This is a genomic window from Roseovarius nubinhibens ISM (genome assembly GCF_000152625.1).
GTDB classification, from domain to species: Bacteria; Pseudomonadota; Alphaproteobacteria; order Rhodobacterales; family Rhodobacteraceae; genus Roseovarius; species Roseovarius nubinhibens.
In genome coordinates this window covers 2,447,535-2,459,872 of sequence record NZ_CH724156.1, presented here as the reverse complement: position 1 = coordinate 2,459,872, position 12,338 = coordinate 2,447,535, and the positions used below count along the sequence as shown (strand labels likewise).

At 64.9% G+C, this 12,338-nt stretch carries 11 protein-coding genes; 6 read left to right on the top strand and 5 right to left on the bottom strand.

Annotated features, from left to right (window positions below; translation table 11 throughout):
- Together ISM_RS11690 and ISM_RS11685 are read right to left on the bottom strand one after the other, a co-directional pair.
- A complete protein-coding gene (locus ISM_RS11690) occupies positions 1 to 891 on the bottom strand; it encodes a DMT family transporter (RefSeq protein ID WP_009814382.1) in 891 nt (296 codons plus the stop codon).
- Positions 892 to 1,377 (bottom strand): GNAT family N-acetyltransferase, encoded by a 486-nt coding sequence (locus ISM_RS11685; protein WP_009814381.1) that lies wholly within the window; start codon positions 1,375 to 1,377, stop codon positions 892 to 894.
- Between the two features lie 203 nt (positions 1,378 to 1,580).
- Between ISM_RS11685 and ISM_RS11680 the strand changes: the two genes are divergently transcribed.
- Together ISM_RS11680 and ISM_RS11675 are read left to right on the top strand one after the other, a co-directional pair.
- The gene (locus ISM_RS11680; protein ID WP_009814380.1) at positions 1,581 to 2,504 is read left to right on the top strand and encodes an MBL fold metallo-hydrolase; all 924 of its coding nucleotides are present in this window, start codon (positions 1,581 to 1,583) and stop codon (positions 2,502 to 2,504) included.
- 119 nt (positions 2,505 to 2,623) lie between these two features.
- Positions 2,624 to 4,582 carry a DNA topoisomerase IV subunit B gene (locus tag ISM_RS11675; protein WP_009814379.1) on the top strand — a complete coding sequence of 653 codons (1,959 nt, stop codon included), beginning with the start codon at positions 2,624 to 2,626 and terminating at the stop codon, positions 4,580 to 4,582.
- Between the two features lie 629 nt (positions 4,583 to 5,211).
- Here the strand turns inward: ISM_RS11675 and lysM are convergent.
- The gene (gene lysM / locus ISM_RS11670; RefSeq protein WP_009814378.1) at positions 5,212 to 5,607 is read right to left on the bottom strand and encodes a peptidoglycan-binding protein LysM; all 396 of its coding nucleotides are present in this window, start codon (positions 5,605 to 5,607) and stop codon (positions 5,212 to 5,214) included.
- 213 nt (positions 5,608 to 5,820) lie between these two features.
- On the opposite strand from lysM, the gene ISM_RS11665 reads away from it, so the two are divergent.
- Complete coding sequence (locus ISM_RS11665) at positions 5,821 to 6,492, top strand: hypothetical protein (protein ID WP_009814377.1); 672 nt, start codon at positions 5,821 to 5,823, stop codon at positions 6,490 to 6,492.
- 33 nt (positions 6,493 to 6,525) lie between these two features.
- Here ISM_RS11665 and ISM_RS11660 read toward each other — a convergent pair whose 3' ends face one another.
- A complete protein-coding gene (locus ISM_RS11660) occupies positions 6,526 to 8,169 on the bottom strand; it encodes a lysine--tRNA ligase (protein ID WP_009814376.1) in 1,644 nt (547 codons plus the stop codon).
- Positions 8,170 to 8,291: 122 nt separating this feature from the next.
- Here ISM_RS11660 and ISM_RS11655 point away from each other — a divergent pair, with 122 nt between their 5' ends.
- Entirely contained in the window at positions 8,292 to 8,717 is a 426-nt protein-coding gene (locus ISM_RS11655) for a tellurite resistance TerB family protein (RefSeq protein ID WP_040618500.1), read from the top strand.
- 11 nt (positions 8,718 to 8,728) lie between these two features.
- Positions 8,729 to 10,156 (top strand): FAD-binding oxidoreductase, encoded by a 1,428-nt coding sequence (locus ISM_RS11650; protein ID WP_009814374.1) that lies wholly within the window; start codon positions 8,729 to 8,731, stop codon positions 10,154 to 10,156.
- Positions 10,157 to 10,227: 71 nt separating this feature from the next.
- On the opposite strand, the gene hemC is transcribed toward ISM_RS11650, so the two are convergent.
- Entirely contained in the window at positions 10,228 to 11,175 is a 948-nt protein-coding gene (gene hemC / locus ISM_RS11645; protein WP_040618046.1) for a hydroxymethylbilane synthase, read from the bottom strand.
- Between the two features lie 114 nt (positions 11,176 to 11,289).
- Here hemC and hemE point away from each other — a divergent pair, with 114 nt between their 5' ends.
- A complete protein-coding gene (gene hemE / locus ISM_RS11640) occupies positions 11,290 to 12,327 on the top strand; it encodes a uroporphyrinogen decarboxylase (RefSeq protein ID WP_040618499.1) in 1,038 nt (345 codons plus the stop codon).
- Positions 12,328 to 12,338 lie beyond the last annotated feature (11 nt).

The following is a 12,338-nucleotide window of genomic DNA, read 5'->3' as shown; positions in this document are numbered from 1 at the left end:
TTAGCCGCCCTGTTTCCGCTTGTCGAGCGGCCCGCCCCCGCCGCGTTTCGGCGCCATCACCGACAGCGCCACACCGCCCAGAACCAGCCCCCCGGCCAGCACGAAACGCAAGGTGAGCACCTCGCCAAGCAAGACCATGCCGCCCGCCATGGCGATCACCGGCACCGAGAGCTGCGCCACCGCCGCGACCGAGGCCTCGATGCGCGGCAGCACCGAATACCACAGCGCATAGCCCATGCCCGAGGTGACCGCGCCGCTGAGCACCGCCAGCCACGCGCCGGTGCTGTCCCAGACCGGCGGCAGGGCGCCCGATTGGCTGAACCCGAGCCAGAGCAGCACCCCCAGCGGCGCGGTGAGCAGGAAATTCGCCGCCGTCGCGTTGAGCGCATCGCGGCTCGCCCGCCCGGCCAGCGAATAAAGCCCCCAGCCGACCCCGCCCAGCGCCATCGACAGCCCATGCCAGAGGCTCACCGTCACCGCCCCATCGGGCCACAAAAGCCAGACCAGCCCCGCCATGCTGAGCGCCGCGCCAAGCCAGCGGCGCGCCGGCATGGTCTCGCCCTTGACGAGGCCACCGGCGAACATGGTGATCTGCACCACCCCAAAGAGGATGATCGCGCCAAGCCCGGCATCGAGCCCATCGGAGGCCGCCGAGAACGCATAGAAATAAAGAAGAAGCGCCGCCACGCTGAACGCCCGCCCCGGCCCCCAGAGCCGCAGCCCGCCGCGCAGCAAGAGGCACAGGCCCAAGAGCGTCAGCGCCCCCGCCACCAGCCGGATCGTGCCAAAGCTCACCGCATCCATCCCCTCGCCCACGAGCCCGGCGCGCGTCAGCACGGAATTGCCGGCAAAGGCCATCATCGTCAGACAGATAAGCAGGACAAGGCGCATTCAGAGGCTTTCGAACTCGGGCGGATAGACGAGGGTCTCCTCTGGCACATCCGTGCCCGGCCCGGCCAATAACGTCTGCGTGACCGGATAGGGGCTGTGCAGCTTGGCCGCCCGCTCGAGGCTGAACCCGGCGCGGCCGTAGAACTCCGGCTGGCCGAGCACCACCACATATTGCCCGCTGAGCCGCGCCCATTCCGCCAACATGCCGATCATCCGCCGCCCGACGCCGCGCCCCTGATGGTCGGGGTCCACCGCCACCGGCGCAAGGCAGAGCCAGCCTTTTGGTCCGCGCATCTGCGACAGGGCGTAATAGCCGATGATCGCCTCGCCCTGCGGCTGCACCACCTCGCCCGCCATCCGGCCCGATTTGCGCAACTGGGCGACAAGCTGCGCCTCGGCGCCGCCGCCAAAGGCCGCGCGCAGCAGCGCCTCGACCGCCGGTTCGTCGCCGCGCCGCATCTCGCGGCTGAATTCCTGCCCGATCATCGCTCGTCCCTGTGCCCAATTTATGTGCAACTTATCTGCAACGGCAGGCCCCTGCGCCCCGCCTCCGCCGGTTTCGGCCCGTCCCGTCCCGCCATACGCGATCCGCGCGGCGCATTCACGCCGAATTTACCATTCTGCCATCGCCCAAACCGCAACCTGCGTTAAGATGGGCACAGTCATTTCCCCTTCAGGAGTTTTCTGTCATGACCACATCCCTCTCCCGCCGCAGCCTCATCGCCAGCGCCGCCGCCCTGCCGCTCGCCGCAGGTCTCGGCAGCATGGCCCGCGCCACCGCGCCGATGCTCGGCGCCGGGCTCGCCCCCTATCGCCGGGTGACGCTGGGCGAGTTCGAGGTCACCACGATCCTCGCCGGCAGCCGCACCGTGCCCGACCCGCAGACGATCTTTGGCCTCAATGTCGAGCCCGCCGAATTTGCCGAGGTCTCCGAGGCCGCCAATATCCCCACCGATGCCGCGCGGTTCTATTTCACGCCGACCGTGGTCAACACCGGCGCGCAGCTGGTGCTCTTTGACACCGGGCTCAACGCCGAAGGCACGCTCGCCGCGCTGAGCGCCGCGGGCTATGAGGCCGATCAGGTCGATCTGGTGGTCATCACCCATATGCATGGCGACCATATCGGCGGCTTGATGCGCGAGGACGGCACGCCGACCTTCCCCAACGCAAGCTATGTCACCGGCGCGCAGGAATATGACGCCTGGGCCGCGATGGGCAATGAAGGCTTTGACGCCAAGATGCGCCCGCTCGCCGAACAGACCAAGATGCTCGCCCCCGGCGAAGACGCCGCCCCCGGCATCACCGCCGAGGCGGCCTTTGGCCACACACCCGGCCATATGAGCTATACGCTCGACAGCGGCGGCAAGAGCCTGGTGATCGGGGCCGATTTCGCCAATCACTATGTCTGGTCGCTGGCCCATCCCGACTGGGAGGTGAAATTCGACATGGACAAGGCCGAGGCCGCCAAATCGCGCCGCGCCCTGCTCGACCGGCTGGCGGCGGACCGCACGCCCTTCATCGGCTATCACATGCCCTTCCCGGCGCTCGGCTATGTCGAGACCCGCGGCGACGGCTATGCCTACGCGCCCGAAAGCTATCAGCTCAGCCTGTGATCCCCGGCTGACGCCAACCACCGCCTTAGAAAAGAGGGGCACGCGAACGCCTGCCCCTCTTCCCCCTGCCGCCCCGCTCTGCCATACTCGGGCCCAACCAAGAAAAGCAGAGCAGCCGCATGTCAGACGACCTCCTCACCCAGATGCCGGATTCCGGCGATTACGATGCCTCCTCCATCCAGGTGCTCGAGGATATGGAGCACGTCCGCCTGCGCCCCGGCATGTATATCGGCGGCAAGGACGACCGCGCCCTGCATCACATGGTGGCCGAAATCATCGACAACTCGATGGACGAGGCGGTCGCCGGCCACGCCACCTGGATCGAGGTCGAGCTGCATGAAAACGGCCATGTCTCGGTGCGCGACAATGGCCGTGGCATCCCCACCGGCCCCCACCCCAAGGACCCGAGCAAATCGGCGCTCGAGATCATCTTCTGCACGCTGAACGCGGGCGGCAAATTCTCCGGCGACAGCTACGAGACCTCGGGCGGCCTGCACGGGGTCGGCTCGTCGGTGGTCAACGCGCTCTCGGATCACCTGCGCGTCGAAGTGGCCCGCAACAAGGAACTCTTCGCGATGGAGTTCTCGCGCGGCGTCCCGCAGGGCAAGCTCGAAAAGATCGGCGCCGCCCCCAACCGGCGCGGCACGGCGGTGACCTTCCACCCCGATCCCGAGATCTTTGGCTCGCTCAAGCTCAAACCGCACCGCCTGTTCAAGATGGCGCGCTCCAAGGCCTATCTCTTTTCCGGGGTCGAGATCCGCTGGAAATCCGCCATTCCCGATGGCGACACGCCGATGGAGGCCAAGTTCCACTTTCCCGGCGGTCTCTCGGACTATCTCAAAGAGGCGATGGGCGGGGCCACCACCTATGCCGAAGTGCCCTTTGCCGGCACCGTGTCGTTTGAGAAATTCAACGCGCCGGGCAAGGTCGAATGGGCGATCAACTGGACGCCCGCCCGCGACGGGTTCATCCAATCCTATTGCAACACCGTGCCCACCCCCGAGGGCGGCACCCATGAGGCCGGGTTCTGGGCCGCGATCCTCAAGGGGATCAAGGCCTATGGCGAGCTGGTCGGCAATAAAAAGGCAGGCCAGATCACCCGCGAAGACCTGGTGACCGGCGCCGGGGCGCTCGTCTCCTGCTTTATCCGCGAGCCGGAATTCGTCGGCCAGACCAAGGACCGTCTCGCCACCACCGAGGCCCAGCGCATGGTGGAAAATTCGGTGCGCGACCATTTCGACAATTGGCTCGCCTCCGACACGAAATCAGCCGGCGCGATCCTCGATTTCCTCGTGCTGCGCGCCGAGGAACGGCTGCGGCGGCGTCAGGAAAAGGAAACCCAGCGCAAGACCGCCACCAAGAAGCTGCGCCTGCCCGGCAAGCTGGTGGATTGTTCGACCAATGTGCGCGACGGGACAGAGCTCTTCATCGTCGAGGGCGACAGCGCCGGCGGCTCGGCCAAGATGGCCCGCAACCGGGTCAACCAGGCGCTCCTGCCCTTGCGCGGCAAGATCCTCAACGTGCTCGGCGCGGCCAGCTCGAAGCTTGGCACCAATGCCGAGATCAGCGATCTGACACAGGCGCTCGGCGTTGGGCTTGGCACCAAGTTCAACCTCGACGATCTGCGCTATGACAAGGTCATCATCATGACCGACGCCGATGTCGACGGGGCGCATATCGCCTCGCTCCTGATGACCTTCTTCTTTACCCAGATGCGCCCGATGATCGACGCGGGCCATCTCTACCTCGCCTGCCCGCCGCTCTACCGGCTGACCCAAGGCGCGAAACGCGTCTATTGCCTCGACGAGCCCGAGCGCGACAGCTGGCTTGAAAAAGGCCTTGGCGGCAAGGGCAAGATCGACGTCTCGCGCTTCAAGGGTCTGGGCGAGATGGATGCGAAGGACCTCAAGGAAACCACCATGGACCCCAAGACGCGGAAATTGATCCGCGTGACCATCGACGAGGACGAGCCCGGCGAGACCGGCGATCTGGTCGAGCGTCTGATGGGCAAGAAACCCGAGCTGCGCTTTCAGTATATTCAGGAAAACGCGCGGTTTGTTGAGGAATTGGATGTTTGATCTGTCGGTGCTGAAGAGCAACTGACGTCAAACCCAACGCGCCGTCACAACCAATCAGCCTTAGCCGCACCCTCCCACATCACAAGGCCCGGGCCTGACCTTGGGAGGGCGCGAATGCGCCTTCGTCATGCTGAAAGCATGCCTCAGGCATGACGGGAAGGTCAGGCGCGGGCCGTGCCGCTTCGCGCCACGTCCCAAGGGACGCAGAACGCCATCGTCTGCTCCGAAATCACAAGGCGCAGCTTTAGCCTGGAAGCCCGCGCATGCGCCTTCGTCATGCTGCAAGCATGCCTCTGGCATAACGGGAAGGTCAGGCGCGGGCCGAGCGGATGACGCCACACGTCCCAAGGGACGCAGAACGCCATCGTCTGCTCCGAACTCACAGGCCCTTCCCTCGCACAGCACAAGGCCCTGCGCCTGACCGCGGGTGGGCGCAAGGCGCCCGCCCATGGGGGCGGTCGGGCGCCGGGCCGTGCCGCTGCGCGCCACGTCCCAAGAGATGCAGAACGCTCACGTTGTTCCCCAATACGCCCCCCAACAAAAAAAGCCCCGCAAACATCGCGGGGCCAGCCACTCACTCCTGAAACACCCGTGAGGGCCTTGGGCCCAATTCGGTGCGGACCGGTCGCTTACTGCGGGATCCGCAGGCGCTGACCGGGATAGATCTTGTCCGGGTCGCTCAGCATCGGCTTGTTGGCTTCGAAAATCTCCGGATAGCGCGCGCCATTGCCAAGCGTCGCCTCGGCGATCTTCCACAGCGTGTCGCCTTTCTTCACCTCGTGGAACTTCGGATCACTGCCCCCGGCATTGTCCTCGACCGCCGCCACGCCATCGGCATTGCCCACGACCATGATGATCTTTTCCTTGGTCTCCTGATCGACCGCCTCGCCCGAGACCTTCACCACGTCGCCCTCGACATCGATGCTCAGCCCGGCGGTGTTGAGACCCATGCCCTCAACTTCTTTCTTCAGCTCTTCTGCCTTGGGCGTCTTGTCCCCGCCCTTGAGAAAATCCCAAAACCCCATCTGTCATCCCCTTTTGTTTGAAATGGATTGCATGCGCCCATCTTGCCGATCTCCGGTCGGCGCGGAAGGGGAATTGCGGCGGCGATCTCACCCTTGCGCGGGGCTTGGCCGATGGCAAATCCGCACCGTCGCTTTACCGTCGCAATACCGACGTGCTGCCGACATCGCGTTTTGCCCCTCGTCGCGGCAAAATCCCTTTGCTAGGGTCGGCCCATGCGTGCCGTGATTTTCCTCTTCCTTCTCCTCGCCGCCTGTGGTCGCCCCCTGACCCCGGCCGAGAAAAACTTTGCAAAACAGATACATGGCGACACGATCGCGGCAGACCGCGTGCGGCTCGTCCAGGGGCTGCCTGTCGATGCGGTGACATTCCGGCGGCAAAAACGCCCCCGGCTCACCTGCCGCGAACGGATCCTCCCCGAACCCGAGGACGAGATCATCACCACCACCCCCGCCGCCGTCGCCCTCTGGAACCATATCCTGCTGTCTAAGCCTTACTATCTAAAGGATTATTTCGACAACTACCCAGAGGAAATGGGGCTGCTTTCGGCGATGTTTTTCGCCCATGAGATCACCCATGTCTGGCAATGGCAGAACCGCGCCCGGACCCAATACACCCCCTGGCGCGCCGGCCGCGAACATGGCGGCGGCAAGGACCCCTATCTCTTTGATATTTCAACAGATACGCGGTTTCTCGACTATTCCTACGAACAGCAGGCGAGCATCGTCGAGGAATATGTCTGCTGCGCCACGCTCGACCCAAAGGCGCCGCGCACCGAGAGGCTCAAACGCCTGATCCAACAGGAAATGCCGCTGCAGGGGATCTATATCCCGAAAACCGTCTACCTGCCTTGGGACGGGGTCGAAATCAAAGGGATCTGCCGCTAAGTCACGCGGCAAATCCCATTTTCTTACAAGACCTTAGGACAGATCGCCTGCGAGCCCCTTGGCAATCAGATCGCGGGTTTCCTGCACCCCATAGAGCGCCGCAAACGACCCAAAGCGCGGCCCCTGGCTCTGCCCCAACAGCACCTCATAGAGCGCCTTGAACCAGTCGCGCAGATTGTCGAACCCGTGGTTCTTGCCGACCGCAAAGACCACCGATTGCAGGAAATCGCCATCCGCGAAATCCGCCTCGGGCAGCGGCTCATCATTGCCCATCATCTTGTTTTTACGGGCAATCTGGTCAAGCGCCACCTCGGCCGCGCCAAAGGCCTCGGCCAGATCAGCCATCGCCGCACGCTCTTGATCCGTCGGCGCGCGGAAGGTCTTCTCGGGCTTCACGAAATCATTGTAATAGCGCACCGCATAGCCCGCCGCCTGATCGAGCTGCGGGTTGGCCTCGGGGCTCGCCTCCGGCGCATAGCGGCGGATATAGCCCCAGAGCGCGTCCTTCTCCTCGGCCCCGGCCACCGACGCGAGGTTGAGCAGCATCGAGAACGGCACGACCATATCGCTCGCCGGCACATCGCCCTCGTGGATATGATAGACCGGATTGGCGAGCTGCTGATCGGCGCTCTGCCCCGCATAGGCGCGCAGCTGCTGGTGATATTCGTCCATCGCCCGCGGAATCACGTCGAAAAACAGGCGCTTGGCCGTTTTCGGCTTTTGATACATGAAATAGCTGAGGCTCTCGGTCGAGGCATAGGTCAGCCATTCATCAATCGAAATCCCGTTGCCCGAGGATTTCGAAATCTTCTGGCCCTTGTCATCGAGGAAGAGCTCATAGGTGAAATGCTCGGGCTTGCGCCCGCCAAGGATCTCGCAGATCCGGTCATAGATCGGCGTGTTGGTGGAATGGTCCTTGCCATACATTTCGAAATCAACATCGAGCGCCGCCCAGCGCGCGCCGAAATCAGGCTTCCACTGCAGTTTCACATTGCCGCCGGTCACCGGCAGGGTCCATTCCCGCCCGTCTTCGTCGTCAAAGGTGATCGTGTAATCGGTGGCGTTGACCTCTTTCATCGGCACATAGAGCACGCGACCGGTCTCGGGATGGATCGGCAAAAAGATCGAATAGGTCTGGCGACGCTCTTCGCGCAGGCTCTTGAGCATGACTTTCATCACGTCGTCATAGCGTTCGACCGCGCGTTTCAGCACCTCGTCGAACTGGCCGGATTTGTAAAATTCCGTGGCCGAATAGAACTCATAGTCGAACCCGAACGTGTCGAGGAACCGGCGCAGCATGGCGTTGTTGTGATGGCCAAAGCTCTCATGCGTCTCGAACGGGTCATAGACACTGGTGAGAGGGCGTTGAATGTCCTCTTTCAGGCGTTCCTGATTGGGCACATTGCCCGGCACTTTGCGCATCCCGTCGAGATCGTCGGAAAAACAGATGAGCCGCGTCGGAATGTCCGAGATCACCTCAAAGGCGCGGCGGATCATCGTGGTGCGCAGCACCTCGCCAAAGGTCCCGATATGCGGCAGCCCGCTCGGCCCATAGCCGGTCTCGAAGAGCACATAGCCCTTTTCCGGCGGCGCTTTCTCATACCGTTTGAGCACGCGGCGCGCTTCTTCAAAAGGCCAGGCTTTCGATTGCATCGCGGCATCGCGCAGATCAGACATGGGAAACACTCCGGTTGGCCGCGCACCCCTTGTGCGCTTGGGCAAGGCGCTTCCTATTGCCCCTGCCCCCCAAGGTCAATAATCTGCGCACCAACAGCCCTCCGGCCCCAAAGGAATTTCTGATGACCCAACCCGCTCCGCACCCGCTCAGCGCCCAGGATTGCCTGGTCGCGGTGATGATCGCCGTCTCGGCCTCGGATGAAAACATCCGCACCGCCGAGCTCATCAAGATCGAGGTCGCGGTCAACAACCTGCCGATTTTCGCCGATTACGATCTCGACCGGATGCGGCAGACGGCCAATGTGGTGTTTGATCTCTTCGGCCAAGAGGACGGGCTTGATGCGCTCTTTGGGCTGGTGCGCGACAACCTGCCCGAGCCGCTGTTCGAGACCGCCTATGCGCTGGCCTGTGACGTGGCCGCCGCCGATGGCGCCATCGCCGAGGGCGAGCTGCGGCTCTTGGAAGAGATCCGCTATGAGCTCAATATCGACCGGCTCCATGCCGCCGCCATCGAACGCGGCGCCCGCGCCCGGCATCTGACGCTGTGAGCGCTAAGACCATGAGCACGGACACACTGACCCCCATCGACGCATTGAGCGCCATCGTCGGCGCGGCCCATGTGCTCACCGGTGACGCCACCGACAGCCATGCCCGCGACTGGGCGGGCGAACATCAGGGCACGCCGCTGGCCGTTGTGCGCCCGGGCAGCACCAAAGAGGTCTCCGAGGTGTTGAAATGGGCCAATCGCACCGGCACCGCCATCGTGCCGCGCGGCGGCGGCACCGGGCTCACCGGGGCGACGGCGGCGGGTGGCGCGGTGCTCTTGTCGATGGAACGGATGCGCGCCATTCGCGAGATCCGCCCCGAGGCCCGCGTGGCCGTGGTCGAGGCGGGCGCGATCCTGTCGACGATCCATGACGCGGTGGCCGAGCACGATTTGATCTTTCCGCTTTTCTTCGGCGCGCGCGGTTCGGCCATGCTCGGCGGGGCGCTGTCGACCAATGCCGGCGGCTCGAACGTGCTGCGCTATGGCAATACGCGCGATCTCTGCCTCGGCATCGAGGCGGTGCTGCCCGACGGCCAGATCGTCAACCTGATGAGCCAGCTCCACAAGGACAATTCCGGCTATAACCTGCGCCAGCTTCTGGTCGGGGCCGAAGGCACGCTCGGCGTGATCACCGCCGCCGTGCTGCGGCTCTACCCCCGCCCCCGCGCCTATGCGACCGCCATGGTCGCCGCACGCGATGTGAGCGCGGCGCTGCGCCTGCTCAACCGGCTCAAGACCGAAAGCGGCGGCGCGGTGGAGGCGTTCGAATATATGCCCGGCAGCTATGTCGCGGCGCATATGGCCCGCTTCCCCGAGGCCCGCGCGCCCTTTGACGCGCCCCATGATGTCAACATCCTGATCGAGCTCGGCGCCACCGCGCCGCGCGATGCGATCCCGGCCGAGGATGGCACGCTGCCCATCGCCACGCTGCTCGAAACGGCGCTGGCCGACGCTTTTGAAGCGGGTGAAATCCTCGACGCGGTGGTGGCGCAGAGCGACAGCCAGCGGATGGAGATGTGGGCCCGCCGCGAAGCCTCTGCCGAGGTCTGCCTTCTGCGCGAGCCACTGGTGCATAATGACGTGGCGGTGCCGCTCGACCGGATGCAAGAGCTGCTGGACGAGATCGCCGCGATCATCGCCCGGCTCGACCCCGGCGCGCAGGACATTTCGGTCGCCCATCTCGGCGATGGCAATCTGCATTTCGCCGTCTGGCCCGAAAACCCCGATCCCGCCCTCCATCACACCATCCATATGGCCGTGGAAGAGGCGGTGGTGGCGCTCGGTGGCAGCTTTTCCGCCGAACATGGCATCGGCACCGAGAAACTGCCCGAGATGCAGGCCTTCAAGGACCCTGCGGCGCTGGCGGCAATGCGCGCGATCAAACAGGCGCTTGACCCCAAGGGCATTCTCAACCCCGGTAAGCTCATCCCGGCGGGCTAAGCCCCGCCTGATGCGTCATAAAATCTGATCGGCGGGGCGCTCAGCCCCCGCCAATTTCAGCCCCGCCAATTTCAGCCCCGCCAGTCAAAGAAATCCGGGCCTGCCTGCGCCAGAAGATCGACCGCCATGGCCCGGCCAAGCTCGGCCCCATCCTCGACCGGCGCGCTGCGATCATCGCAGAGCCGCTCGCTGCCATCGGGGCGCAGGATCTCGCCGCGCAGGCGCAACGTGCCGCCCTGCAACTCCGCCAGCCCCGCAATCGGCGTCTCGCAAGACCCGTCGAGCGCCGCCAGAAACGCCCGCTCCGCCGCAAGACGCTGACCCGTCGGCCCGTGATGTATCGCCTCGAGCATCATCGCCGCGCCGCTGTCGTCGCGCCGCCGCTCAATGCCAATCGCGCCCTGCGCCACGGCGGGCAGCATTTCCTCGGGCTCGAGCGCGCGGGTGATGACCTCGGTCCGCTTGAGCCGGTTGAGCCCCGCCATCGCCAGAAACGTACAGGCCGCCACGCCCTCGTCGAGCTTGCGCAGACGAGTTTGCACATTGCCGCGAAATTCGACCACCTCGAGCTGCGGATGCGCCACCAGCACCTGCGCCCGACGGCGCAGCGACGAACTGCCCACCTTGGTGCCCGGCGCCATCTCCGACAGGTTGCGCCCGGTCGGACAGATAAAGGCGTCGCGCACATCTTCGCGCGGCAAATAGCAGTCGATGATGAGCCCCTCGGGCTGCAGCACCGGCATGTCCTTCATCGAATGCACCGCGAGGTCGATATCCCCGGTGAGCAGCGCATCCTCGATCTCGCGGGTAAAGAGCCCCTTGCCACCGATCTCCTTGAGCGGCCGGTCAATGACCCGGTCGCCGGTGGTGGTGATGATCACGATCTCAAAGGCCGTCTCGGGCAGATCAAAGGCCGCGACAAGCCGGTCCCGGGTCTCATAGGCCTGCGCCAAAGCCAGGGGCGAGCCACGGGTGCCGATTTTCATAGGGTGCGACGGAGAGGGTAATTTATGTTCCATGACGCCCGGTTTAGTGATCTGCCAAGGCCGAGGCAAGCCGCCTGCCCTTGACATTATGCCGCCGGGGCGGGACCACGGCGGCACGTGCCGATCCGCACCCGCAAAGGAGATGCCATGACCCGTTCCGACAAACCCATCCTGCGTGCGCTCGCGGGCGAGACCCTGCCCACCCCGCCGATCTGGATGATGCGTCAGGCCGGGCGCTACCTGCCCGAATACCGCGCCACGCGGGCCGAGGCGGGCGATTTCCTGTCGCTGTGCTACAACAGCGATCTGGCGACCGAGGTGACGCTGCAGCCGATCCGCCGCTACGGGTTCGATGCGGCCATTCTCTTTGCCGATATTCTTCTGGTGCCGCAGGCGCTCGGCGCCGATCTGTGGTTCGTCACCGGCGAAGGCCCGCGCCTCTCGACCATCACCGATGCCCAAGGGCTCAACGCGCTGAAACCGGTGAGCGACATCCACGAGACGCTGAACCCGATCTACCAGACGCTGCGCAATCTCTCCGGCGCCCTGCCGTCCGAGACCACGCTCATCGGCTTTGCCGGGGCGCCCTGGACCGTGGCCACCTATATGATCGCCGGGCGCGGCACCCCGGACCAAGGCCCGGCCCACGCGCTCAAAGCGGAAAACCGCCCGGTGTTCGAGGCGCTGCTCGACCGGATCACCGAGGCCACGATCGAATATCTCTCGGCGCAGATCGACGCCGGGGCCGAAGTGATCAAGCTCTTTGACAGCTGGGCCGGCTCGCTCAATGACGAGGATTTCGCGGCCTACGCTCTCGCGCCTGCGCAACGCATCATCGCGGCGCTCAAGGCCCGCCACCCAGAGACGCCGATCATCGCCTTCCCGCGCGGTGCCGGCCCCCGCTACGAGGGGTTTGCCCGTGCCACCGGGGCCGATTGCGTGGCGCTCGACGATGGGGTCGATGCCGCCTGGGCCGCCGCCCATGTGCAGATCGACGGCTGTGTGCAGGGCAATCTCGCCTCGTCGCATATGGTGACGGGCGGCGAGGCGCTGGTGCAGGAAACCCACGCCATTGTCGACGCGTTGTCACATGGGCCCCATATCTTCAATCTCGGCCATGGCATCACGCCGGACGCCGATCCCGACAATGTACAACGCATGATCGACGCGGTGCGCACCCGCTGATCCCGCCGCCG

Bases quoted from the DNA above. Each gene is read 5' to 3' on its own strand.
- ISM_RS11690 (WP_009814382.1), bottom strand. From the start codon at position 891: ATGCGCCTTGTCCTGCTTATCTGTCTGACGATGATGGCCTTTGCCGGC.
- ISM_RS11685 (WP_009814381.1), bottom strand. From the start codon at position 1,377: ATGATCGGGCAGGAATTCAGCCGCGAGATGCGGCGCGGCGACGAACCG.
- ISM_RS11680 (WP_009814380.1), top strand. From the start codon at position 1,581: ATGACCACATCCCTCTCCCGCCGCAGCCTCATCGCCAGCGCCGCCGCC.
- ISM_RS11675 (WP_009814379.1), top strand. From the start codon at position 2,624: ATGTCAGACGACCTCCTCACCCAGATGCCGGATTCCGGCGATTACGAT.
- lysM (WP_009814378.1), bottom strand. From the start codon at position 5,607: ATGGGGTTTTGGGATTTTCTCAAGGGCGGGGACAAGACGCCCAAGGCA.
- ISM_RS11665 (WP_009814377.1), top strand. From the start codon at position 5,821: ATGCGTGCCGTGATTTTCCTCTTCCTTCTCCTCGCCGCCTGTGGTCGC.
- ISM_RS11660 (WP_009814376.1), bottom strand. From the start codon at position 8,169: ATGTCTGATCTGCGCGATGCCGCGATGCAATCGAAAGCCTGGCCTTTT.
- ISM_RS11655 (WP_040618500.1), top strand. From the start codon at position 8,292: ATGACCCAACCCGCTCCGCACCCGCTCAGCGCCCAGGATTGCCTGGTC.
- ISM_RS11650 (WP_009814374.1), top strand. From the start codon at position 8,729: ATGAGCACGGACACACTGACCCCCATCGACGCATTGAGCGCCATCGTC.
- hemC (WP_040618046.1), bottom strand. From the start codon at position 11,175: ATGGAACATAAATTACCCTCTCCGTCGCACCCTATGAAAATCGGCACC.
- hemE (WP_040618499.1), top strand. From the start codon at position 11,290: ATGACCCGTTCCGACAAACCCATCCTGCGTGCGCTCGCGGGCGAGACC.